General features: G+C 70.1%; 21 protein-coding genes. 8 read left to right on the forward strand and 13 right to left on the reverse strand.

From position 1 onward, the window contains the following. Nucleotides 1-114: 114 nt before the first annotated feature. Nucleotides 115-687, reverse strand: coding sequence for a DUF4396 domain-containing protein (locus ACFYPR_RS19315; protein ID WP_354860264.1), 573 nt, complete (start codon nucleotides 685-687; stop codon nucleotides 115-117). 364 nt (nucleotides 688-1,051) lie between these two features. On the opposite strand from ACFYPR_RS19315, the gene ACFYPR_RS19320 reads away from it, so the two are divergent. Next, on the forward strand, nucleotides 1,052-2,266 hold the full coding sequence (locus ACFYPR_RS19320; protein ID WP_387261299.1) for a low temperature requirement protein A: 1,215 nt from the start codon (nucleotides 1,052-1,054) through the stop codon (nucleotides 2,264-2,266). A gap of 225 nt (nucleotides 2,267-2,491) precedes the next feature. Continuing rightward, the gene (locus tag ACFYPR_RS19325) at nucleotides 2,492-3,190 is read left to right on the forward strand and encodes a DedA family protein (RefSeq protein ID WP_387261302.1); all 699 of its coding nucleotides are present in this window, start codon (nucleotides 2,492-2,494) and stop codon (nucleotides 3,188-3,190) included. Between the two features lie 275 nt (nucleotides 3,191-3,465). On the opposite strand, the gene ACFYPR_RS19330 is transcribed toward ACFYPR_RS19325, so the two are convergent. Both ACFYPR_RS19330 and ACFYPR_RS19335 read right to left on the reverse strand, forming a co-directional pair. Continuing rightward, nucleotides 3,466-3,666 carry a hypothetical protein gene (locus tag ACFYPR_RS19330; protein WP_387183302.1) on the reverse strand — a complete coding sequence of 67 codons (201 nt, stop codon included), beginning with the start codon at nucleotides 3,664-3,666 and terminating at the stop codon, nucleotides 3,466-3,468. 26 nt (nucleotides 3,667-3,692) lie between these two features. Further along, nucleotides 3,693-4,490 (reverse strand): SDR family NAD(P)-dependent oxidoreductase, encoded by a 798-nt coding sequence (locus tag ACFYPR_RS19335; RefSeq protein WP_387261304.1) that lies wholly within the window; start codon nucleotides 4,488-4,490, stop codon nucleotides 3,693-3,695. A 208-nt stretch (nucleotides 4,491-4,698) separates the two neighbouring features. Between ACFYPR_RS19335 and ACFYPR_RS19340 the strand changes: the two genes are divergently transcribed. The 3 genes from ACFYPR_RS19340 (at nucleotide 4,699) to ACFYPR_RS19350 (ending at nucleotide 7,100) form a co-directional block, all read left to right on the forward strand. Beyond that, a complete protein-coding gene (locus tag ACFYPR_RS19340) occupies nucleotides 4,699-5,130 on the forward strand; it encodes a hypothetical protein (RefSeq protein WP_354860277.1) in 432 nt (143 codons plus the stop codon). 450 nt (nucleotides 5,131-5,580) lie between these two features. Continuing rightward, a complete protein-coding gene (locus tag ACFYPR_RS19345) occupies nucleotides 5,581-5,928 on the forward strand; it encodes a hypothetical protein (protein ID WP_354860279.1) in 348 nt (115 codons plus the stop codon). After that, nucleotides 5,925-7,100, forward strand: coding sequence for a zinc-dependent alcohol dehydrogenase (locus ACFYPR_RS19350; protein WP_355138309.1), 1,176 nt, complete (start codon nucleotides 5,925-5,927; stop codon nucleotides 7,098-7,100). Before ACFYPR_RS19345 ends, ACFYPR_RS19350 begins: the two co-directional genes overlap by 4 nt. 175 nt (nucleotides 7,101-7,275) lie before the next feature. Here ACFYPR_RS19350 and ACFYPR_RS19355 read toward each other — a convergent pair whose 3' ends face one another. The 7 genes from ACFYPR_RS19355 to ACFYPR_RS19385 form a co-directional block, all read right to left on the reverse strand. After that, nucleotides 7,276-8,499 carry an iron-containing alcohol dehydrogenase gene (locus ACFYPR_RS19355; protein ID WP_387261307.1) on the reverse strand — a complete coding sequence of 408 codons (1,224 nt, stop codon included), beginning with the start codon at nucleotides 8,497-8,499 and terminating at the stop codon, nucleotides 7,276-7,278. 63 nt (nucleotides 8,500-8,562) lie between these two features. After that, nucleotides 8,563-10,023: an NAD-dependent succinate-semialdehyde dehydrogenase gene (locus ACFYPR_RS19360; RefSeq protein WP_387261309.1), complete on the reverse strand. Its 1,461-nt coding sequence runs from the start codon at nucleotides 10,021-10,023 to the stop codon at nucleotides 8,563-8,565. A gap of 146 nt (nucleotides 10,024-10,169) precedes the next feature. After that, nucleotides 10,170-11,246 (reverse strand): ABC transporter ATP-binding protein, encoded by a 1,077-nt coding sequence (locus ACFYPR_RS19365; protein ID WP_355067944.1) that lies wholly within the window; start codon nucleotides 11,244-11,246, stop codon nucleotides 10,170-10,172. Next, nucleotides 11,246-12,313 (reverse strand): ATP-binding cassette domain-containing protein, encoded by a 1,068-nt coding sequence (locus ACFYPR_RS19370; protein WP_355067946.1) that lies wholly within the window; start codon nucleotides 12,311-12,313, stop codon nucleotides 11,246-11,248. The genes ACFYPR_RS19365 and ACFYPR_RS19370 overlap by 1 nt, the downstream gene beginning before the upstream one ends. Then, the gene (locus ACFYPR_RS19375) at nucleotides 12,313-13,224 is read right to left on the reverse strand and encodes a carbohydrate ABC transporter permease (protein ID WP_387261314.1); all 912 of its coding nucleotides are present in this window, start codon (nucleotides 13,222-13,224) and stop codon (nucleotides 12,313-12,315) included. Before ACFYPR_RS19375 ends, ACFYPR_RS19370 begins: the two co-directional genes overlap by 1 nt. Beyond that, nucleotides 13,224-14,069, reverse strand: coding sequence for a sugar ABC transporter permease (locus ACFYPR_RS19380; RefSeq protein WP_355138319.1), 846 nt, complete (start codon nucleotides 14,067-14,069; stop codon nucleotides 13,224-13,226). The genes ACFYPR_RS19375 and ACFYPR_RS19380 overlap by 1 nt, the downstream gene beginning before the upstream one ends. Nucleotides 14,070-14,170: 101 nt before the next feature. Then, entirely contained in the window at nucleotides 14,171-15,556 is a 1,386-nt protein-coding gene (locus ACFYPR_RS19385; protein WP_354860299.1) for an extracellular solute-binding protein, read from the reverse strand. Between the two features lie 378 nt (nucleotides 15,557-15,934). Between ACFYPR_RS19385 and ACFYPR_RS19390 the strand changes: the two genes are divergently transcribed. The 3 genes from ACFYPR_RS19390 to ACFYPR_RS19400 all read left to right on the forward strand — a co-directional run bounded on the left by ACFYPR_RS19390 (nucleotide 15,935) and on the right by ACFYPR_RS19400 (nucleotide 18,177). After that, complete coding sequence (locus tag ACFYPR_RS19390; RefSeq protein WP_355067951.1) at nucleotides 15,935-16,678, forward strand: GntR family transcriptional regulator; 744 nt, start codon at nucleotides 15,935-15,937, stop codon at nucleotides 16,676-16,678. Between the two features lie 88 nt (nucleotides 16,679-16,766). Next, on the forward strand, nucleotides 16,767-17,336 hold the full coding sequence (locus tag ACFYPR_RS19395) for a DJ-1/PfpI family protein (RefSeq protein WP_222952845.1): 570 nt from the start codon (nucleotides 16,767-16,769) through the stop codon (nucleotides 17,334-17,336). 97 nt (nucleotides 17,337-17,433) lie between these two features. Beyond that, nucleotides 17,434-18,177, forward strand: coding sequence for an alpha/beta hydrolase (locus ACFYPR_RS19400; RefSeq protein ID WP_363937227.1), 744 nt, complete (start codon nucleotides 17,434-17,436; stop codon nucleotides 18,175-18,177). A 142-nt stretch (nucleotides 18,178-18,319) separates the two neighbouring features. Here ACFYPR_RS19400 and ACFYPR_RS19405 read toward each other — a convergent pair whose 3' ends face one another. The 3 genes from ACFYPR_RS19405 to ACFYPR_RS19415 form a co-directional block, all read right to left on the reverse strand. Continuing rightward, nucleotides 18,320-20,629: a lysylphosphatidylglycerol synthase domain-containing protein gene (locus ACFYPR_RS19405; protein ID WP_387261317.1), complete on the reverse strand. Its 2,310-nt coding sequence runs from the start codon at nucleotides 20,627-20,629 to the stop codon at nucleotides 18,320-18,322. 301 nt (nucleotides 20,630-20,930) lie between these two features. Further along, entirely contained in the window at nucleotides 20,931-21,179 is a 249-nt protein-coding gene (locus ACFYPR_RS19410; protein ID WP_354860307.1) for a hypothetical protein, read from the reverse strand. A 93-nt stretch (nucleotides 21,180-21,272) separates the two neighbouring features. Continuing rightward, nucleotides 21,273-22,319, reverse strand: a complete 1,047-nt coding sequence (locus tag ACFYPR_RS19415) for a zinc-dependent alcohol dehydrogenase family protein (RefSeq protein ID WP_387261320.1) — start codon at nucleotides 22,317-22,319, stop codon at nucleotides 21,273-21,275. Nucleotides 22,320-22,572: the final 253 nt, after the last annotated feature.

Below are 22,572 nucleotides of genomic sequence, written 5' to 3' on the forward strand. Positions count from 1 at the left end.
CTCCCCCCCCCGGCCTCGCCCCCCCGCGCCGCCGCGGGCGCGCGCGGGGGGGCCGCGGCGCGCGCCCCCCCCCCCCCCCCCCCCCCCCCCCCCCCCGCCGCGGTCGCCGGTTTCTCAGTGGGCGTGGTGGTACTGGTGCACCACCGCGTGCCCCTTGCCCCGGCTGATCATCCACCGGTTGACGGGCGTGGTCAGCAGGAACGCCACGACCAGCGACCCGGCCAGGGACGCCCAAAACAGCACGCTGGTCAGCCCGGCGTTCATCGCCCCGGGCACCGCGACGATGAACGCGTTGTCCAGCAGCTCCATGATCGCAATCGACACGGTGTCGGCGGCCAGGGCCACCTTCAGCGCGGTGCGGACGTTGACACCGGCTCGCAACACGCCGCGCATGGTCAGCCCGTAGCCGAACACGAAGGCCAGGGCGATCGACAGCACCACGGTGGCGGCGTTGTGCAGCCCGGCCGTGGTGCCGATGACCATGCCCAGGACCTCACCGATGGCGCACCCGGTCAGGCAATGCAGCGTCGCCGACGCCGCGACCGCCCAGCTCTCCACCACCCGCATCTGCTGCCGGTCGGCGTCCGGGCTGTGCTGGTTGTGGCCCTCGTGCCCATGCCCGGCGTGGCCGGCCGAGCCCGGTGCCGCAGTCGCCGTGGGGCTCTGAACGTGGCTGCTGTGATCCATGTCCGACCTCCTTCACTCGCCCACACCGTACCCCCCGGGGGTATGTATGCCAAGGGTTGAGGGGCAGCGTGCCCCCGCGCTGCCTGTCGCACTGACCCGCCGCGACGACGACGGACCCGCAGGCGGCCGATCCTGCCGGTGCGGCTGAGCGGAACCGTCACGACCGGGTGGCCGGCGTCTGGAGTTGGGTGCGCTTGTCCCGGATGTGCCGCAGGCTTGATCGAGGGCGGCGGTGGGGACGCGGCGGGGCCGCAGCCCTCGTCGGCAGTCAGGCCTTCAGTCATCGGGAGTGCGTCTTATCTGTCGACGGCGCGGCCACGTGGTACGACTGCTTCAAGAACAAGCCGACAAAGCAGGCGGGCCGGTGACGACGAACAGAGTGGCCAATCTGCTGCGTGGGCGGGAGAGTCCGCAACGGCCGACCTTCCTGGAACTGTTCTTCGATCTCGTGTACGTCTTCGCGCTCACCCGGATCGTGCACGAGTTGGTGCTGGACTACACCAGGGGTCACGTCGCCGAGACGTTGACCACCACCCTTTCGGAAAACGGCGAGACTCTGCTGCTGCTATTGGCCGTCTGGTGGATCTGGACCCAGACGGCGTGGATGACCAGCAGATTCGACCCGTTCCGGCCGGAGATCCAGTTCCTTGTCCTCGCGACGATGTTCGGGAGTCTGCTCCTGGCGGTCGCGATATCCGGGGCTCTCGCCGAGACCGGTTTTCTCTTCGCGAGCACGTACGTCGCGATCCAGGTGGGCCGCTCCCTTTTCTTCGTAGTTACCTTGCGGGGCCACGATCTGCGCCGCGTCAACATGCTGGCGCTCGTCTGGTTCGGCGCGTCGGCCGTGCCGTGGCTCGTCGGAGCCTTCGAACCAGAGTTGACGCGCAATTCGCTGTGGGCGCTGGCCCTGGCGATCGACTACCTGGGGGGCAGACTCGGCTGGCCGGTACCGGGGCTGGGCCGCTCGCGGGTGTCCCCGTGGGCCGTCGCCGGCGAGCACCTGGCCGAACGCTACTGGCAGCTTGTCATCGTCGCGCTTGGTGAGACGATCCTGACCTTCGGCTCGAGTCTTCTACGTGGTCCGATTGTGCATGAACGAATATTGGCTCTTACATTGTCGTTCCTCACCACGGTGTTGCTGTGGCGGATCTACTTCTACCGAGCCGGCCAGATCTTGGGCGAGGCCGTCGTGGCATCCGTCGACCCAGGCCGACTCGGTCGGTCGGCCGAGCTCTGTCACCTGCTCATGGTGTCCGGCATCCTCGTGACCTCAGCCGGTTCCGAACTCGTCTTGCTGGATCCAACCGGACACGCCAAACCCGCCTGGGTCGGCGCCATCCTCGGCGGGCCCGCGCTCTACCTCGCCGGACGTTCACTATTCGAGTACGTGGCCTTCGCCCGCGTGTCCCTTCCGCGGCCGATCGGGATCCTCGCCCTCGTGGCCCTAGCGCCGCTGATGGTCCGTCTGCCGCCACTCAGGGTCGCTGCGGCAGCTGCCGCCGTCCTGCTCGGCGTCGCCGTCGCGGACGCGATCCGAGCCCACGGACGCCCACTGGAGCAGGCCTCGCCGCCACGCTGACCGGGCAGGCCGGGATGCCGATGCTGGTCGGCACCTTTTCAGGTCGGCGAGGGTGGCGACGCGGCGGTCAGTGCCGGCGGACAGCGGGCCGCTGCCGGGGCGAGTGCGGTGACGGCGATCGTGAAAGCCCTGCTGCCGGTGTCCTGCCAGAGGTGCGGGGAGAACGGAGGGAGCGGTCTGGCCGTCACCGCGCCCAGCCCCTGGTCATGGGATGACAATTGCCGGATGGACCAGGTGCTCAACCTGCTGGTGTCGCTGCCACCCGCCCTGGTGCTCGTCTTGGCGTTCCTCCTCCCGGCGCTGGAGGCGTCGACCTTCCTTGGCCTGGTGGTGCCGGGGGAGGTGGCCGTGCTGGTCGGCGGAGTCCTCGCCCACGACGGGAGGCTGCCGCTGTGGGCGGTGATGGTTGTGGCGCTGGCCGGGGCGGCCCTCGGCGACCAGGTGGGTTATCTGATTGGCCGCCGTTACGGCCGGCGGCTGCTGGACCGAACGCCGCGCCGGTTCGTTCGGTCTGGTGAGCTGCGTCGTGCGCTCGACCTGATCCGTCGGCGGGGCGCCGGCGCAGTGGTGCTCGGCCGCTGGGCGGCCGCGCTGCGGGCGCTGGTGCCGGGTCTGGCGGGCATGAGCGGCATACCGCAGCGCACGTTCACACTGGCCAACGTTGCCGGCGGGGCGCTGTGGGCAGCGGCGGTGGCCGCGCTGGGTTACCTGGCTGGCGCCTCGTACGGACTGCTGGAGCGGCGACTTGGCCTGGGCGGGGAGGTGCTGCTCGCGGTTGTGGCGCTGGTGATCGCGGCACGGATCTGGGCTGGCCGGCGGGCTGCGCGCCGCGAGCGAGCCGTGCAGGAACCGACGAGGCCCAGTGACGGCCGACATCCTGGCGCTCCCGGGGAACCTCGACGCCGCCGACACCTGCGCGGCTGAACTACTCGCCGCCGCCGACGTCTGCGCGGCTGAACTACTCGCCGCCGGCGGACTCGCAGCGGAGCAACGGTGGGACGCCGCGTGGGCCTCCGTCGACCGAGTGCATTGGACTTCCTCGGTGGTCTGGGCCACGTGGACGGTCACCCCGCGCTCCTTGAGCAACCTGAGGGTACGCGGGTCGGGAGGGCGTCGATAACAGACGCGTTCAGGCCGTCCACATCAAGCGTTCGCAGCGGTGGCACAGCATCGACCGCGGGGTGCTCGTCAACCCCGGGTCAGTTCCAGGGATCGGCGTTCGGATCCTCGCCGAGCAGTTGCGCGCTCTCCAGGCACAGGTTCTCGCCGAACAGTTGGTTGCCGCGGGAGTCGGTGCCCCATGCGTCGTCGGCGGAGGCAGCGATGGCGCGCCATGTGTAGCTGTCAGCCGACCTGGCCGGCCTGGTAGTGCCCGGACCCTGACCTGGCCTTCGCGTCACCGACCTGTCCTTCGCGCCAGCGGCGATCAGCGGACCCGGGACGGATCGGTCGTCCGGGTACGCAGCCACGCGTCGAAGTCGCGGGCCACGATGCGTTCGTCGGTGACACCGTCGGCGGCCGGCGAGCACAGCCAGCGGATCGGCGCGGCCATGACGGCGGGATCAAGCATCTGCTCGCGAACCGCCTGGGGCATCCCGTCCGGGATCATGCCGGTACGGGTGGCCCCGCCGGGCAGGAGTACGTTGACCCATACCGAGTGCTCGCGCAGATCGGCGGCCATGATGCGGGACAGCGCCTCGGACCCCGCTCGTGACGGGCCGTAGGGCACGAAACCTCTACGGATCATGGTCTCCTCGTTGAGCGAGATGTTCACGATGCGTCCGCCGCCGGCGGCGAAGAAGGTCGGTACGACCGCGCGGGCGACCAGGAAGTAGCCGGTGAGGTTCGTGTCGATCACGTCCCGGAAACCGTCGGGCGTGACCTCCCAGAAGCCCCGAGGTTCGGTGAAGAACTCCGGGTTCACGGTTCGCATGCCGATCCCCGCGTTGTTGACCAGCACATCGAGTCCGCCCAGGAGGTCGACCGTCCGGCGGACACCGTCGGCCACCGAGCGCTCATCCCGGACGTCCATGGCGACGCCACCGACCCGCCCGCGCTCGGCGTCGATCTGCTCGGCGACCTGGGCGGTGCGGCCCTCATCGCGGCTGGTGATGACCACCCGCGCGCCGCCGTCGGCCAGCGCCTCGGCCATCGAGCGGCCAAGGCCGTTGGTCGCCCCCGTGACCAGGACCCGTACCCCGGAAAGGGACTCGTCGGTTCTCACGTCACGCACGGTCATGAACCAATCATTCCTCATTCGTGCGCGTGCCGTGCGGAGCAGGCTGACCGGCCCGGGCTGCTGGACGCGGCCGTTCCGTCCCGCGTTTGGCGGCCGGAGGCGCGGGAACACCTCGCCGATCGGGCCCAGGCGACCCGCCACGTCTGTCGTCCGGCAGCGCTGGTGATGCCGGCGAGACCCGAGAGGAGCGAGGATGAGCCCACGCAGGACAACCGTCCCGGCACGCAGATCACCCGGAGCCACCAAGGCCACCGGGGCGACGAAGATGCCGCCGAGCCGGAAGGTGGCGGCCAAGAAGGTCGCCGCTGCCACGAAGCGGGCCACCGGCGCGAGCGCAGCCAAGACGCCCGGCGAGAAGCCCACGCCGACCACGCCCCGCGTCGCCCGGAAGAAGGACGTTTCCGCCACCACGGCCTCGCCCAGCCGCAGGCCGACGGCGAAGGCGGCCGCCGCCAAGAACGCACCACCAAAGAAGGCGCCCTCAGCGAGGGCCGCGGCGAAGAAGGCGCCGGCGAAGAAGGCCGCGCCGACCCGGGCCCGCACCACGTCCGCCACCAGGGCACCGGCCAAGAAGGCGACCACCATGGAGTCGTTCGGCAACCGGCGTACGGCGCGAAAGACCTGAACTTCGACGCCTACCCGATGTGTCGCACCGGCTCGATGACCGTCGGGGAGGCGTCGCCGCAGGCGTGCGCCTCACCATCCGGCCTTGCCCGCCCACGCCGTTCGGGAACCCCCCCCGGTCCGCACGCGTACCGCCGGGTCAACGACCGGCGTCACGGGCACGGTCTCCTCGCAGAATGCCCTGGCCAGTGGAAACTCCGCGCGTGTTGCAAACGCCCCTGCGGGGTTCGCCCCTTATGAAAGAGTTTGCTCTGAAGGTTGCCGATTATCGACGGCACCCGCACGAGCAGATCAAGTGACAGGGGCGGACATGAGGTGGCTGATCGGTGGTGCGGCCGCGATTGCCGGGGGGATGGTTGTCCGGCGCCTGCTCGGTGGGGCTGGCCGGGGCAATGACCAGTGGCAACGGGTTCAGGCCCGGCGGCGCGGGGCGCGGTGGCACGTGGCGACGGTGAACCGACCGGCGGGTGACGTCGCCCCGGGCGGCCAGTTCCCCGAGCCGCTGGCCGGGCTTGGCGACGCCGTCGAGGTCCAGGTCCGGCCTGCCCCCGGCGGCCGGGGGACCGAGATCGCCGTACGGCTGCGCGACGGCGCCCGACTCCCTGTTGCCGCCGCGGCCCGACGGGTCACCGGCCGGGATCCTGAACAGGCGATCCGGGCTGCGCTGCGCGAGTCGAAGCAACTGATCGAAACCAGTGAGGTCCTGCACCCGGACTATCCGCCCACGACCGAGCCGACTCCGATGAACAAGCCACTGCGAATGGCCACCCAGCAGGGTCGGCGGGAGGGACGACAGTGAAGGCGCTGGTCTGGGAGGGAGCCAACGAGCTCGCGGTGCGGCAGGTGCCGGACCCGCAGATGCGTAACGAGCAGGACGTCATTGTGCGGGTCCGGCGGACTGTGACGTGTGGTTCGGACCTGCACCTGCTCGGCGGGTACATCCCGTTCATGGAACGCGGCGATGTCCTCGGGCACGAGTTCCTCGGCGAGGTCGTCGAGGTCGGTTCGCAGGTACGCAAGCACAAGGTAGGCGACCGGGTCGTCGTCTGCTCGTTCATCTCCTGCGGCAAGTGCTGGTACTGCCAGCAACAACAGTTCTCGCTGTGCGACAACGGAAACACCAACCCGATGATCACCGAGAACGTCTGGGGCTCCGCGCCCGGAGGCTGCTACGGCTACTCGCACGCACTGGGGGGCTTCGCCGGCAGCCACGCCGAGTTCATCCGCGTCCCCTACGCCGACCAGGGCGCCTTCACCGTCCCGGACGAGGTGAGCGACGAGCGCGCGCTCTTCGCTTCCGACTCCGCGCCGACCGGTTGGATGGGCGCCGACCTCGCCGGCGTCAAACCGGGCGATGTCGTGGCGGTCTGGGGTGCTGGTGCGGTCGGGCAGATGGCGGCTCGGGCGTCCGTGCTGCTCGGTGCCGATCGGGTGATCGTGATCGACCGACTCGACAACCGGCTCCAGATGGCCCAGACACATCTCGGCGTCGAGACGCTGAACTACGAGCAGCAGGACGTCAGCGGCGAATTGCTGGAGCGCAGTGGCGGCCGAGGCCCGGACGTGTGCATCGAGGCAGTGGGTATGGAGTCGCACAGCAGCGGTCCGCAGTTCTGGTACGACCAGGTCAAGCAGCAGCTGCGCATCGAGTCCGACCGACCGATCGCCGCCCGGGAGGCGATCTACAACTGCCGCAAGGGCGGCAGCGTGTTCATCCTGGGTGTGTTCGGCGGCCTGGTCGACAAGTTTCCGCTCGGGGCGGTGATGAACAAGGGGCTGACGCTGCGCGGCGCACAGCAGCACGGACAGCGCTACATTCCCATGCTGCTGGAGCGGATGGCCCGCGGCGAGCTGGTCACGGAGCATCTCGCGACACACACGATGCCGTTGGACCAAGCGCCGCGCGGCTACGAGATGTTCAAACAGAAACTCGACGGATGCGTACGGGCCGTCTTCCAGCCGACCAGCTGATTCCGCCGTCGCCGGTGCCCCTCGCACCGTAGCGCGACCTCACTTACTGGATGGCCCTCAGCGCCGTCGCGGCAGCTCCCGTGCCGCTGACGTGGTGGTGGAGCCAGGCCGTCGAGGGGAGCGCCCCCGACCACTCGTCGTCGTGTGAAAGGCCCGCCACTGCCTCTGTTCGGAGTCAGGACGTGACGTGTCGGATCCGGTCCCCGGTCCAGGCCGCTTCGAGGATCGCGGTCAGGCTGGCGGTGTCGGTCGGGCCTGGATGGTTCTGGATCAGGCGGGTGACGCCACTGGCCATCTCCGCGAAGCGCGGGAGGTCGGCGCGTGCCACGCCGATGTCCGCCAGGGTGGCAGGGATGCCGATGTCGGCAAGGAGCCCGTCGAGCCAGGTGAGGAACACCTCTGCGGCCTCGGTATCCGAGGCGTCGGTCACGTCGAGCCCGCACACCCGGGCGAGGATGGCCAACCGGTCGCTGATGGCCTCCCTGGCCGCGTCCAGCGCGTAGGGCAGGAGCAGCCCGACGCCCAGGCCGTGCGGCGTGTGCGTGGCTGCGCCGATGGGGTACTGGAGAGCGTGCGGGGCCGCGTTGCCCGCGTGGGAGAACGCCAGCCCGGCGAGCATGGACCCGTAGGACATGTCCGCCCGCGCGTCCGTGTCGCCTCCGTCCCTGACCGCACGACGCAAGCTACGGGCGATCCGCTCCGCGGCCAGGAGCGCGTAGTGGTCGGTGATGGGGTTGCGGCCGAGGAAGACCTGCTCCACCGGGTCGCGCGGTCCGTGGGCCCGCCCTCGCGCGGTGTAGCTCTCCACCGCGTGACAGAACGCGTCGATGCCGGAGTGGGCGGTGACGGTCGCAGGGCAGGTGTAGGTGAGTTCGGGGTCGACGATGGCGAAGTCGGGCACGATGTGGACGCTGGAGACCCCCACCTTCAGCTCGCGGTCCGGGTCGGTCAACACCGAGACGGGTGTGAGCTCGGAGCCGGTGCCTGACGTCGTCGGGACCGCGACGAGAGGAATCGTGGGCCCCGGCACCTTCGACTCGCCGTAGAAGTCGCGCGGCGTCCCGCCGTGGCGGCGGATGACGCCGACGATCTTGGCGAGGTCGATCACCGTGCCACCCCCGATGGCGAGGATCACGTCGGCGTCCACCTCGGCGGCGACCGAGACGGCCAGGGCGACATCGGCGAGTGGCACGTCTGACGTCGCGTCGGAGAACACCCCGACGACCTCGACCCTCTCCCGTACGGCGGCCACGATCTCGGCCACGCCCGGCTGCCCCAGGAGAACCCGGTCGGTCACGATGAGCACTCGCGAGCCACTCTCGGCCACTACTCGTGGGATGTTCTGCGCGACCCCTTCGCCCACTATCAGCTGGCGTGGTCCGCGGACGGTCTCAAGCATGTCAGTGCCTCTCTCGAACGTCGGCGGCGATGTGCGGGGCGGAAGCTCGGGGCGGCAGGCCGGTCACGGTAGGCCGATCGCCGCGTAGGTGAGGTCGAGGTATTCGAGGATGCCCTCGTGCGACCCCTCCTTGCCGATCCCGGACTGCTTCACGCCTCCGAACGGAGCTGACGGGTCCGAGATCAGGCCACGGTTGATGCCGACCATTCCCGTGTCCAGCCCTTCGGCGAACCGGAGCGCCCGCTGGAGGTCACGGGTGAAGACGTATCCGACCAGGCCGTGCTCGGTGTCGTTGGCCTTCGCCAGCACCTCGTCGTCGGACGTGAACGAGATGATCGGCGCCACCGGGCCGAAGATCTCCGTCTTCAGCATCCGCGCATCGTCGGGCACGTCGACGAGGACCGTGGGCGGGTAGAAGTGGCCCGGCCCATCCGGACGCTCGCCGCCCACCACGATCCGGGCACCGCGATCGACCGCGTCGGCGACGAGCTCGTCGATCCTGGTGACCGCTGCCTCGTCGATCAACGCCCCGACGTTCACGCCGTCGTCGAGACCATGGCCCACCGAAAGCGCGCCCATCCGCTCGGCGAAGCGCGCCGTGAACTCCTCGCGCACCGGCTCCTCGACGTAGATCCGGTTGGCCGCGATGCAGGACTCCCCGATGTTGCGCATCTTGGCGACCATGGCACCGTCGAGCGCGACGTCCAGGTCAGCGTCGGCACACACGATCAGGGCCGCGTTGCCGCCCAGTTCCATGGACGTACGCAGCACGTTGTCCGCAGCCTGTCGGAGCAGCACGCGCCCGACCTCGGTCGACCCGGTGAACGACAGCTTGCGGGTCCGACTGTCGGCCAGCAGTGCGGAGACCACCTCGCCGGAACGCTTGGTGGTCAGCACGTTGACAACGCCCGGGGGTACGCCGACCTCCTCCATGATGCGGGCCAGGAACAGCATGGTGAGTGGCGTCTGGGCTGCTGGCTTGGTGATCGTCGTGCAGCCCGCGGCCAGCGCGGGAGCGATCTTGCGGGCGCCCATGGCCAGCGGAAAGTTCCAGGGCGTCACGAAGACGCACGGTCCGACCGGCTTCGGCACGGTGAGGATGCGATACCCACCTGCGGGAGCGGTGCTGTAGCGCCCCTCGACGCGCACCGCCTCCTCGGCGAACCAACGGAAGAACTCGGCGCCGTAGGCCACCTCCGCCCGAGCCTCGACGAGCGGCTTGCCCATCTCGAGCGTTATCAGCCGGGCGACCTCCTCGGATCGCTCGATCAGCGCCCGGTACGTCGCGGTCAACAACTCCGACCGTTTCCGCGGCGGGGTCGCCGCCCACTCCGTCATTGCCGTGCTCGCCGCGTCCAGAGCGGCGAGCCCGTCAACGACGTCCGCGTCCGCCACCTCGGCGATGGCCTTGCCGGTGGCCGGGTCCTCGACGGCAAAGGTGGCTCCGCTCGCGGCGTCGCGCCAGGCGCCGCCGATCCGGAGCCGCCGGTGCTCGGGGGCCAGGACGTTCATCGGGTCACTCATTGCGTCGCCTCCTGTGATCCTCGTGGTGATGTCCGGCGTGCCCCAGCGAGCGCGCTGTGCGCGTGGACGGACGGGTCACCCGCCCTGGTCCGGGGCGAGGTTGCCGAGCGGGTCGAAGGTGGCCGTGGCCCCGTCTGCCGGCGCGGTTACCGCCCAGCCTCGGACAGCGACAGCCCGGTGTCCGCGTCGAACAGGTGCGCACGGTCCAGGTCGACCGTGACGTGCAGCCGCTCGCCGGGCGTACCGGTGACGGTGGGTCGTGCCTTGACCTTGAGGATCTCCGTCCCCACTCGGACGTCGACCACCGTTCGGTCACCGAGCGGCTCAAGCCCGTAGAGCTCGCCGGACAACGACGCGTGCCCACGCTGTTCGACGGACAGGTCCTCCGCGCGCAGGCCCAGCAGCAGCGCCCGGCCGTCCTCAGCCGTGGTCCAGCGGGGCCGCGGCAGCGTCCAGCCGTCCGCACCGACCAGACGATCTCCCTCGGCGCGGCAGGCGAGCAGGCTGATCGGTGGGCTCCCCACGAATCCTGCGACCCACTGGTTGGCGGGACGCTCGTACACCTCGGTCGGCGTTCCGACCTGTTGCACCTTCCCCTCCTTGAGGACCGCTACCCGGTCGGCCATGGACAGGGCCTCGACCTGGTCGTTGGTCACGTAGACGAAGGTTGCTCCGAGGCTCCGGTGGATGCGGGTGAGCTCGGTGCGCATCTCGACGCGGAGCTTGAGGTCGAGGTTCGTCAGCGGCTCGTCCATGAGAAACGCGCGCGGGCGACGGACCAGCGCCCGGGCTAGGGCGACACGCTGCATCTCACCGCCCGACAACTGCGCGGGTCGACGTTGCAGCAGACGTTCGATGTGCAGCAGGCTCGACATCTGCTCGACGGCCGCGGCGATCTCGCTCGCGGAACTACGGCGTGCCCGCAGCGGTGAGGCGATGTTCTCGTACACCGTGTGTCGCGGGTAGAGGGCGTAGTTCTGGAAGACCATGGCCAGGTCGCGTGCGGCCGGGGTGTCACCTGTCGCGTCCCTCCCGTCCAGGCGCACCGACCCGGCGTCAAGCTTCTCCAGCCCGGCGATCGCTCGCAGGGTCGTCGTCTTGCCTGCCCCGGAGGGCCCGAGCACGACGAAGAACGAGCCGTCCGGCACGTCCAGCGTCACCCCGTCCAGGGCCTGGACCTTGCCGAAGGACTTGCGCAGCCCGTGCGCTGCCACGGTTCCCATCAGGCCACCAGCTCTTCCGTGCTCACGTCGTAGACCGCCGGGGTCCCGCCGGTGTGCCGCAGCCCGACCTTTGCGTCAGCGGCGAAACGAATAGTCGGTGGCATCCGAACCCGTACGTCGCGCTGGCCGCTGTGGTCGACCACGTAGATGATTTCGTCGCCCAGCCACTCCGCCGAGACCACCCGGGCCGGGATCGAGCCGTCCGCCCCTGGTTCGGTGACTTCCAGCGCCTCCGGCCGGACGCCCGCCACCAGGCGACGGTCACGCGGCAGGCCTGGCGGTGGCGTGAGAACCAGTCCGCCCTGACCGCGCAGCTTCCCGTCGGCCACCTCCACCTCAATCAGGTTCATCGGGGGAGAGCCGATGAATGCCGCGCAGAAGAGACTCGCGGGACGGTCGTAGACCTCCAGCGGCGTGCCGATCTGCTCGACGCGGCCCTTGTTGAGGATGGCGATTCGGTGACCGAGCGACATCGCCTCGACCTGGTCGTGGGTGACGTAGACCATCGTCGCCCCCAGCTCGCCCTGCAGGTGCTTGATCTCCGTGCGCATGTCCGCCCTCAGCTCCGCGTCCAGATTGGTGAGAGGTTCGTCCATGAGGAACGCGCGCGGTCGTCGTACCAGGGCACGAGCGAGCGCAACGCGCTGCTGCTCTCCGCCGGACAGCTGGCGCGGTCGCCGGTCCAGGAGTGGACCGAGCCGCATCAGCCGGGCGGCCTCCTCGACCCGCTTGTGCACCTCCGGCTTGGGCAGTCCCTCGGCCCGCAGTGGGAACGCCAGGTTGTCGCGGGTTTTCAGATGCGGGTAGAGAGCGTAGAACTGGAACACCATGGCGATGTCGCGCTCGGCGGGCGGCAGGTCGTTGACAAGCGTGTCGCCGATGCGGATGTCGCCCGTCGTCTGCCTCTCCAGGCCGGCTATGGCCCGCAGCGTGGTCGTCTTGCCGCAACCCGAAGGGCCGAGCATCACGAACAGCTCACCGTCGCGGATGGACAGGTCCACGTGGTCAACCGCGACCGTCCCGTCCGGGTAGCGCTTGTGCAGGGCGGTCACCTCGATGTCGGCCATCAGCGTCGCACCGCCCCGAGCGTCACACCGGCGATGAGGTGCTTGCGCACCAGGTAGGCGAAGACGAGCACCGGTAGGGCGAACACGACGGAGGCCGCGGCCACGAGACCCCAGTCCGTGGTGGTGCCACCGATGAGGCCGGCGATGGCGGGCGGAGCCGTCCGCACGTCGTCGCTGGAGGTGAGGAAGATGGCGAACACGAACTCGTTCCACGAGAAGATGAGTGCGAAGACCGCCGTCGCGGCGATGCCGGGCACGAGCAGGGGAAGGGTGAATTTCCAGAACGCCTGCAAACGGGTGTAGCCGTCGAGCATGGCGGCGTCCTCGTACTCCGCGGGCACCTCGTCGACGAATCCCTTCATCATCCAGATCGTGAACGGGACGTTGAACGCGGCGTAGATGAGGATCAGCCCGAGCTTGCTGTCGATGAGCCCGACCTGGCGGTACATCAGGAAGATCGGGATCACGACCACCACGGGCGGCATGAAGCGGGTGGACAGGATGAAGAACAGCTGGTCCTTCTTGGCCTTCACCGCGAAGCGTGAGTACGCCCAGGCCGCCGGAACCCCCAGCACGGTGGCCAGCACCGTGGACACCCCGGCGACCACGGCGGAGTTGAGAAACGCGACGGAAAGGGCCGGGCGACCGCCGCCGGGAGCGACGAACACGTCCTTGAAATGGTCCAACGTGACCGTGAAGCCGAAGAACTTGGCCGGGATGGCGTAGACGTCCCGGTTTTCCTTGATGGACGTCTCGATCATCCACAGCACCGGAAAGAGCATCACGACGGCCAGCACCACCAGCAGCGCCAACTCCACCCCGGAGCGGCCCCGGCCACCAAGGCGGCGCGCGGGGGTCGTGCGATCCCGGGCAGGACCTGTGGACACGGCCTCGTCGACGGAGACGGCCATCAGCCCTCCTTGAGCTTGTTCAGGTAGCGCAGGTACAACTGCGTGAGGACGATGACGACGAGGACCATGAGGATCCCGTACGCCGAGGCGGTCCCGGTGTTGAAGCCCAGGAACGCGACCTTGTAGACGTGGAACGACAACGTCTCGGTCGAGACACCCGGGCCTCCGTTGGTGAGGATGTAGACGAGGTCGAACAGCCGGAAGGCCTCGATGGCCCGGAACATCACGGCAATGAGAAGCAGCGGCCACACCAGCGGAAGAGTGATGGTGCGGAACCGGAACCACTCGGACGCCCGGTCGATCGAGGCGGCCTCGTACAGGTACTTGGGAACCGCGGTCAGGCCCGCAAGGGCGATGAGCATGATGAACGGCGTCCACTGCCAGGTGTCGACCACGACCAGCGAGATCAATGCCGTTCGCTGTCGGGTGAGCCACTCCACCTGCCCCAGGCCGAGCGAGCCGAGCATGCTGTTGATCACGCCGAATTGCGCGTCGAGCATGAATCGCCAGAACAGCCCGACCACGACCGGCGACAGCATCATCGGAACCAGGAACAGGGTGGTCAGCAGTCCTCGCCCGTGCGTACGACGCGAGATCAGGTAGGCGATGCCGAAGCCGAGCACGGTCTGCAGGCCGACCGCGCCGACCACGTAGATCAACGTCGTCAAGGCCCTCTGGTGGACCTGCGCCGACGTCAGGATGGCGGTGTAGTTCCCGAATCCGACGAACCCGGCGGGCCCCCCGCGGGTGGCCGAGTAGTCGGTGAACGACAGGTACAACGCCCACAGCAACGGGAACACCGACATGGCGAGCAACAGCAGCAGCGCGGGGGAGATGAAGGCCATGGCGAGCCCGCGGTCGGTCAGCCGGCGGGACCGACCCGGTGCAGGTGGCGCCGCGGACGCCACCTGCCCGGGGTTGTCGGTCGACAGGGGGACGGGGGCACTCACAGTCCGCCGCCGCCCTTGCGGCCGCTGGAGTCGAGCACGCCCTGCTGCTCCTTGGCGATGTCGTCGAGCGCATCCTTCGGCTTCTTCGCGCCGTTGAGAGCGGCGTTCACGTTGGTGTTCTCGATGTCGACGAGGCGCGCGTACTCGGGCACGTTCCACATGTCCCGCATCCGCGGAACCGAGTCGGTGTACACCTGGTTGAACGGCCCGGCATTGAGGAACTCGGGCGACTCCAGGGCATCCGTACGCGACGGCACGCCACCGGCCGCGGCCCACTTCTTCTGAATGTCAGGCCGCTCGAACCACTTCATGAAGTTCAGGGCCTCGGCCTGGTTCGCCTTGGCGGAGTAGGCCGACACGTGCATTCCCATACCGCCGAGGGGGACCAGGTTCGTCTTCTGGCTCGGCAGGGTGGCGAAGCCCAGCTTGTCGAGAATCTGCTCCCGCGTCTTGCCGAGCGTCGACTGCTTCGGATCGAGCAGGCCGCCGCTCGCGGCGATCCAGTTGAACGCGATGCACGCCTTGCCCTGGGCGACCGCCGCGTTCACCTCGTCGATGAACCAGTTGCCGGAGCCCTTGGCGGTCAGCGGCTTCATCTTGTTGACCAGGACGTCCATCGCCTCCTGGCCCGCCGCGTCGTTGAGGACGCCCTCGATCTTGCGGGTCTTGGCGTCCCAGAGGTTGCCGCCGTAGACCCCGTTGACCGTGTTGTAGGTGACGGCTGCGGCGTCGGAGCCGTTGGCCTGGTGGAAAGCCAGCCCGCTGACGCCGGGGTTGTCCGCCTGGCACTTCTCGGCAGCTGCGATCATCTGGTCCCAGGTCTGCGGCGGCTTGTCGCCGATCAGGTCCTTGCGGTAGATCATCGTCCAGGTGTCGCCGAGCAGCGGCAGTCCGTACAGGCTGGCGTTCTCGTCGCGCTTGCCGGTCTCCGCCTGGGGGAACTGGCCGTAGGCCGCCAGCAGGTACGGGTTGTAGGCCGTGACGTCGATGTTGTTCTTGACGAAGTCGGTGATGTCGAGGATGTTGCCGTTCGTTACGGCCTCGCCGATGTGTTGCGAGTCCAGGATCGCGATGTCGAAGTCGGTCTTGTGCGCGGCGAACTGGGTGAACATCGCGTCGTGCCAGTTCGCGTTCGGCACGGTGTTGACCTTGATGGTCGCGTTCGGCCGCTCTTTTGTGTACTCGGCGTTCGCGAAGGCTTCCAGCGCCTTGGCTGGGGGCCAGTCGAACCAGATGAAGCTGAGAGTCAGCGGGTCCTTGGTGAGCTCCGGGATGGTCGCCGGTGCCTTGGGGGCACTCGCCTTCCCGCCGTCGTCCTTGCCGTCGCCGCATGCCGTCACTGTCGTGGCGACCAGCAGCATGGCCGCCGCCGCCAGCTGCACCTTTCGGCCAGGAACGGATATTCGTCCTATTCGCCGTGGATTCCGCATCTTCTCGCCTGCTTTCTGGGTGGGGACTTCTAGAGCCTCGCTATGTGCTTCGCCGAGCAGTTGCTGGGTTGTTCGGGTGTGTTGCCGGGCTGTCGCGGGGGCCGACCCGGGGACCGGCGTCACGAGTACGCCGCGATGTACTGGGCCTTCACGCCGTCGAGCAGGCCCTCCAGGTGATCGACGTGCCATGGCGGGCGGTTCCGCGATGGTGGCGGATGAAGATCATCCGTCGCGTTTCCTATACGATCTGGTTGGGGGCGTCAGAATGCCGCAGCGTTGTGACTGGTGTCAACAGGTTCCCGAAGGCGCAAGAAAGGACCTCAGGTCACGATGGACGACGAAGCGATGATCGCGCGGGGCCGTAGGGCCATGCCGGGCGGAATGCCGCCGGGAAGATCTCGTGGCCGGCTTGCCGACGAGGTGTACGACACGCTGCTCGGACAGCTGATGTCGCTACGGATCGAGCCCGGCTCCCGCGTCACGATCGACGTCCTGGCGCGAGAGTTGGGGGTCTCGCAGACGCCGATCCGAGACGCCCTGAACCGCATGGAGGCCGAGGGTCTGGTCGTGCGTGTGCCCCACGCTGGCTACCGCATTCCTCCCCAGATCACCCGTCACCGATTCGAGGACATGCTCGAGGTTCGCCTGCTCCTCGAGCCGGCGGCGGCGCGCAGATCCGCCGAGCGGGCGTCCTCGGAGCAGGTGGCCGGTCTGCGACGAATGCTGGAGGAGATGGCGGAGCTGGAGGGGGGCAGCGGGCTGCTGGCCTATGGCGCCTTCGGGCTACGCGACGCCGCTTTTCACGATCTCGTCGCCCTGAGCGCGGAGAACCAGGTCATCCGTGAAACGCTCGCTCGCCTGCACAGCCACGTGCACCTCTTCCGGCTGCACCACGACACCCAGGTCACTCACCTGGCGATGGCCGAGCACGAGGACGTGGTGGCCGCGATCGCCGCGCGTGACCCCGACGCCGCCGCCTATGCGATGCGTCGGCACATCCTGCGGTCCGGCGAGCGTTTCCGACGATTGTTCGACGAGGTCAAGGACGTGGACGGAATGGCGCTGGAGGGTTGACGGGCGGGCTGGGCCGAGGAATGCTGACTCGATCGGATCGGATTGGATCCACCTCACCGCCACCGCCACCAGATGCGAGGAGAAGCAGGTGCCCAGAGCGCTGCTCCTGACCGGCGACGCCGCCGAGGAACTCGACACCATGTATCCCTACTACCGCGTGCAGGAGGGCGGCTGGGACGTCGACGTCTCGTCACGGACGATGCGTGACGTGCAACTGGTCATCCACGAGTTCGACCCCAACTCCGACGCCTACGTGGAGAAGAACGGCCGGAAGCTGCCGGTCGACGTGCCCTGGGCCGAGGTCGACGTCGAGCGCTATGACGCCCTCATCATCCCCGGTGGACGTGCCCCCGAGTGGATCCGGGTCGACGCCGACGTCAGGCGCATCACCGAGCACTTCTTCGCACGCAACCTCCCCATCGCGCTGGTGTGCCACGGCGCGCAGGTGCCAGCCGTGTACGGGCTGCTGAAGGGTCGGAAGACGGCGTGCTTCCCGCCCATCACCGGTGACATGGAGAACGCCGGCGCGACGGTCATCGACGCTCCCGACGTCGTGGACGGCAACCTCGTCTCCTGCCGGGGGTGGCCCGACATGCCGCAATTCGGCCGGGCGATGATGGAGCTCTTCTCGAAGTCCGTCAACTCCGCCTCGGCGTGAACACACCTGGTCTGTCCCGGTGACGGCACTTCGGACCGTCACAGTCGACGGTTCCCCCGTCCACGTCCTGGAGAGCGGCACCGGGCCCGCGGTGCTGATGCTGCACGGCTCCGGACCCGGCACGACCGGGTCCGGTGCCTGGGCGACGACGGCGCAGGCGCTGGGCACGTCCTGGCACCTGGTGGCTCCCGACCAGGCGGGGTTCGGCCGTACACCGGTCCCGGCGGGCTCCACGGGTGGGCTCCGGCTGTGGACGGAGCAGGCTGCGGGCCTGATGGATGCTCTCGGTATCGAGCACTACGCCGTGGTGGGTCACTCCATGGGCGGTGCCGTGGCGCTGGCGTTGGCGGCCGCGCGCCCCCAGCAGGTCACCCGTGTCGTGGCGGTCGCGACGATGGGCGCCCCCGGAGCGCCGCTGTCCGCCGAGCTCGACGCGGTCTGGGCCGCCCCCGCCGGCCCGCTCGGGGCCCGAGACATGCTGAGTCGCCTCGTCCTCGACCAAGCGCTCGTCACGGATGCGGCCGTCGATGCCCGTGCAGCTGCGATGCGAGCGGGGGCGGCCGCATTCGCGTCGTTGTTCCCCCCACCTCGGGCACGATGGGTCGACGATCTCACCCTCTCGGCGCAGACGCTGGCAGCGATCCGCGCGCCCGTGCTGCTCGTTCACGGCGCCGAGGACCGAGTCACCCCGCTCGCGACGGCAGCCCAGCCTCTGCTCGAACACCTGGCCGATGTCCGTCTGCACGTGCTCGGCCGATGCGGGCACGTGCCGGCGATCGAGCACCCGCACGAGTTCAGGCAACTGCTGTCGTGTTTCCTCCGCCGCGACCGAGGTCACTGATTGCTGCGGCAGGTCCGCAGCCCGTGCTCAAACAGATCGCAGTCGCGGAGGAACGCCGAGCCCCATGACTGTTCGCCCTGCGCATGGAACAGGGTGATGCAGCGTTCGTGGCAGCGCGCGGATTCGGCCAGTTGCCTGGTGGTCATAGCAGCCGGCGGCGGGTCAGGACCCGGAAGGCCAGGTAGCCCGGCGGTACCGGGAGCCAGAACGTCGCGAGGCGGTAGATCAGGGTGCCTGCGACGGCGGCGTCCAGCGGCAGCCCGTAGAGCAGCAGGCCGGAGACGAGCGCGGCCTCGGTGGCGCCGAGGCCGCCGGGGGTGGGCGCGGCGGACGAGACACCCTCACCGACGAGGCAGACCAGGATCACCGGGGGCAGGTGCGCGAGGGGGACCGGGCCGATGGCGAGCAGCGCGAGGTAGAGACAGAGGCCGTAGGTGAGGGTGAGCGCCATCGACGCGACGGCGAGCCGCCGCAGCCCGTGCTGGTGGCGCAGTTCGCGCAGCGCGGTCACGACCTGGCCGGCCGCCGCGCGTCCGCGGCGCCGGATCCGGGGTACGGCGAGCACGGCGGCGAGGACGAGCAGGACAGCCAGGGTGCCCAGCAGCAGCGGCAACGCCCTGGCCGCGTCGTGGGTGAGGATGCGGGCGGGTTGGCGGGCGAACGGCAGCAGCACCGGCAGGAGCAGCACCACCGAGAACACGCCGGCGGTACGGGAGACGGCCACGGCGGTGCCCGCGGCGGCGGCGACGAGTCCCTTCTGGTGCAGGTACCGCAGGCTGAGGGCGGCGCCGCCGAGGCTGCCGGGTGCCAGCCGGTTGGCGAACGACGCGGCGACCTGCACCAGGGTGGCCTCGCCCAGCGGGACCCGGTTGGCCGCGGCCAACCGGAGCACGAGGCCGCTGAGCAGGTAGGTCAGGGCGGAGCCGAGCAGCGTCGCTGCGACCGCGACCGGGTTGGCGTGCACGATCAGACGCATGGCGGTGCGTATCTCGCCGAGCTGGGGGAGTAGCAGGTGCACAATCAACCCCAGGACCAGCAGCTCCAGGACCGCGCGGCGGCTGATCCGGACCACCTTCGCCGCCGGGCGGTCACGGTCGGGGCAGCGCCGCAGGATCTCCTGGCGTAGGCAGGTCAGCATGCCGGGGTGCCCGCGCAGGGCGGCACGGCCGGCGCGCGAGAGCACCGGAGGTTGCAGGAACGGCACGCTGTCCGCGACCGCCGCGACGCCCAGGCGGTCGATCGCCCCGGCGACCACGCTGGCCGGGTCGACCCGCGTGGACACAGTGACCATCAGCTCGACGACGTCGCGGGCCTGCTGCTCGGCCGAGGCGTCGTCGGTGCCGAAGCCCAGGTCAACCAGGTAGGCGCGGTCCCGGCCGACGAGCACGTTCGCGGCGCGCAGGTCGCGGTGCGCGATGCCCGCCCGGTGCAGGTGGGCCAGCTGTTCCCAGGCGTCGCGCACGGCGGCGAGCGGGACCGGCCCGACGACGGCGTGCAGCGGGGCGGCGTCGATGAACTCCTGCACCAGTACGGCGTCGCCGCCGGGCATGGCGGCGGTCGTGACGACGGCCGGTATCCGGACGCCGGCGCGCTCGGCCAGCAGGGTCAGACACGTTTCGTGTTCGCTCTGCTGGCGGGCGCTCAGGTACGGCGGCGTGTCGGCCACGTGGCGGTAGCGCACCCGTCGGTAGAGCTTGTAGAACCAGTCCGCGTCGCGCTGCTCACCGCCGGTCACCTTGACGAACAGTCGCCGCCCGTCGGTGGTGACCGCCTGCCACGGCTGCGAGCCGCGGGCGTCGCCGTGGATCGGCGCCCACCGTGCCACGTCGATCCCGCGCCGCCGCAGCGCCGCCCGCAGAGGGGGCACCGACCGTTGCGGTCCAACCTCGCCGACCACGAGCCGGGTCAGACACACCGCGAGCCAGCCGACGAGGAAGCCACCGACCACGTCCACCGGCAGGTGCGCCCCGACGTGGATCCGCGCGACGGCGACCAGCCCGATCACCGCCCAGGCCGCGCGGCGCCATCGGGGCCCGCCGGCCCGCGCCGCGACGAGCGCCAGGGCCGTGGCGACCGCGACGTGTCCCGACGGGTACCCGAAGCGCCCGGTGATCGTCTCGCGCAGGACCACGTCGGCGAGCAGCGCCGCCGGGCGCTGCCGGGCGACCGCGGCCTTGACGGCGACCGCGAGCCAGTACGCCAGGTTCCCGGCCAGCAGGAGACTCCACGCCGTGCGGATCCGGCGTGCGACGACGGCTGCCGCGGCGGTGACGAACACCGCCGGGTACGAGCCGAGCTGCATGACCAGTACCAGGACCGGGGCCAGCCCGGCGGGAAGGTGATTGAGAAGGGCGAACAGGTCCCGCTCCCACGGCGGCACCGGACGGCTGCGGATGGCGGCGCTCAGCGCTGCCAGCAGGCCGGTCGAGACGGTCAGGCTGACCAGCAACACCGGCGACGGGCGATGCGTTCGCGCTCCCACCGGTCCTCGGCCGCCCCTCATCCGGCGCAGTGCCTCCGTCGACCCAAACCCTACGGATCGCCCGCCCACCGCGTGGCCTTTCTCGTCACCGGTCAACCCGTTGGGGGTGACAATCAGCGGGTGGACAGGGCGGTCGGCGGTGCTGGTCGGGCTGCCGCCGCTCCTCGTCCTGACGCTGGTGATCGTCCAGCCGGCCCTGGAGTCCTCGACCCTGCTCGGGTTGGTCGTGCTCGGCGAGACGGCGATCCTGATCGGCGGGCTGGTGGCACTGTCAGCGCCCGGTGGATTGACCTGCGGCGAGCAGCCGCTTGATCTCTGCGGCGGCCGGATGAGCCGGTGCGACGGCCAGAAAACGCCGCAGCGTCTGCTCCGCCTCGGCGGACCGGGAATCCGGCTCGCGGGCCAGGACCTCTCGGGCGGTTCGTTGCGCGCCGCTGCCGTCGCCGGCCCGCAGCAGCGCGAAGGCGAGCCGCAGCCGGATCCCATCGTCGGGCCGGTCCCGCAACGCCTCCTGGTACATCTCCCGGCCGTCTTCGGTGCCGCGGCGGCGAGCTACTCCGCGGCCTACGCGTACCTGGGACGTGTCCGCTGCCCGACCCGAGCGTCGTCCTGGTCAAGGCTGGACGATGCACATCCCGCCGGGGGCGGGCCGGTCCATTCCGGTCAGGGCGTCGGGCACCTCGGCGAGCCCGATGGTGCGGGTGATCAGCTCGGCGGGGCGCAGCACGCCGGCGGTGACCAGCCGGAGCAGTTCCGGGTAGGCGTGCGCGGCCATGCCGTGGCTGCCCCGCAGCTCCAGCTCGTACGCGATCACCAGGTCCATCGGCAGGGCCGGGCGGCCCTGGGCGGCGGGGAGGAGGCCGACCTGCACGTGCCGCCCGCGCCGCCGCAGGCTCTCGATCGAGGCGGTGCAGGTGGCGTGGCTGCCCAGGGCGTCGAGCGACAGGTGGGCGCCGCCGCCGGTCACCTCCCGGACGGCCGCGGCCACCGCGCCGGGCCCGGTGAGGGCAGAGCCGTCCAGACACACCGCGGCCCCGAAACGGCGGGCCAGCTCGAGCGCGCCGGGGGCGACGTCGACCGCCACCACCTGCGCGCCGTAGGCCGCGGCGATCATCACCGCGGACAGCCCCACGCCGCCGCAGCCGTGCACCGCCACCCACTCGCCCGCGGCGACCCGCCCCTGGCCGACCACCGCGTGGAACGCCGTGGCGAACCGGCAGCCGAGCGCCGCCGCGGCCGGGTAGCCCAGCTCGTCGGGGAGCCGGACCAGGTTGACGTCGGCGTGCTGCACGGCCACGTACTCGGCGAACGAGCCCCAGTGGGTGAAGCCGGGCTGCGTCTGCCGCTCGCAGACCTGCTGGTCGCCGGAGAGGCAGGCCGGGCACTGCCCGCACGCGCAGACGAACGGCACGGTGACCCGGTCGCCGGGGTGCCAGCCGCGTACGCCGGCGCCGACCGCCGTGACCACGCCGGCGAACTCGTGGCCGGGCACGTGCGGCAGGCGGACGTCCGGGTCGTGCCCCTGCCAGCCGTGCCAGTCGCTGCGGCACAACCCGGTCGCCTCGACCCGGATGACGGCGCCCCCGGGCGGCGGCACCGGGTCCGGGACGTCGCGGACCTGGGGCCGAACACCGAACTCGTCGAAGATCACGGCACGCATGCGCCGCATCCTCACATGCGCCGGCCACCGCGCCCGACGGGGGGACCGAGCGGGAAATCGCGGGGATGGTGGCAGGGTGACGGCCGACGACCACCGGGGCGACATCATCGAGATCGGCGCGTGATGGCCATCGACACGGTCGCCGGCTGGATGGCGCGTGCCGTGCCCCGGGCCAGCGCCCGGGAATTTGGCTACCGCCCCCCGAGATGCACTGGTGCCTCGACTCGGCGGACTGGCCGAGCCTTCGCGGGCT

The organism is Micromonospora sp. NPDC005254, assembly GCF_042872525.1.
Taxonomy (GTDB): Bacteria; Actinomycetota; Actinomycetes; order Mycobacteriales; family Micromonosporaceae; genus Micromonospora.

Coding starts and splice junctions, on each gene's coding strand:
- ACFYPR_RS19315 (WP_354860264.1), bottom strand. CDS start 687: ATGGATCACAGCAGCCACGTTCAGAGCCCCACGGCGACTGCGGCACCG.
- ACFYPR_RS19325 (WP_387261302.1), top strand. CDS start 2,492: ATGGACCAGGTGCTCAACCTGCTGGTGTCGCTGCCACCCGCCCTGGTG.
- ACFYPR_RS19340 (WP_354860277.1), top strand. CDS start 4,699: ATGAGCCCACGCAGGACAACCGTCCCGGCACGCAGATCACCCGGAGCC.
- ACFYPR_RS19355 (WP_387261307.1), bottom strand. CDS start 8,499: ATGCTTGAGACCGTCCGCGGACCACGCCAGCTGATAGTGGGCGAAGGG.
- ACFYPR_RS19360 (WP_387261309.1), bottom strand. CDS start 10,023: ATGAGTGACCCGATGAACGTCCTGGCCCCCGAGCACCGGCGGCTCCGG.
- ACFYPR_RS19365 (WP_355067944.1), bottom strand. CDS start 11,246: ATGGGAACCGTGGCAGCGCACGGGCTGCGCAAGTCCTTCGGCAAGGTC.
- ACFYPR_RS19370 (WP_355067946.1), bottom strand. CDS start 12,313: ATGGCCGACATCGAGGTGACCGCCCTGCACAAGCGCTACCCGGACGGG.
- ACFYPR_RS19375 (WP_387261314.1), bottom strand. CDS start 13,224: ATGGCCGTCTCCGTCGACGAGGCCGTGTCCACAGGTCCTGCCCGGGAT.
- ACFYPR_RS19380 (WP_355138319.1), bottom strand. CDS start 14,069: ATGGCCTTCATCTCCCCCGCGCTGCTGCTGTTGCTCGCCATGTCGGTG.
- ACFYPR_RS19390 (WP_355067951.1), top strand. CDS start 15,935: ATGGACGACGAAGCGATGATCGCGCGGGGCCGTAGGGCCATGCCGGGC.
- ACFYPR_RS19400 (WP_363937227.1), top strand. CDS start 17,434: ATGCTGCACGGCTCCGGACCCGGCACGACCGGGTCCGGTGCCTGGGCG.
- ACFYPR_RS19410 (WP_354860307.1), bottom strand. CDS start 21,179: ATGTACCAGGAGGCGTTGCGGGACCGGCCCGACGATGGGATCCGGCTG.
- ACFYPR_RS19415 (WP_387261320.1), bottom strand. CDS start 22,319: ATGCGTGCCGTGATCTTCGACGAGTTCGGTGTTCGGCCCCAGGTCCGC.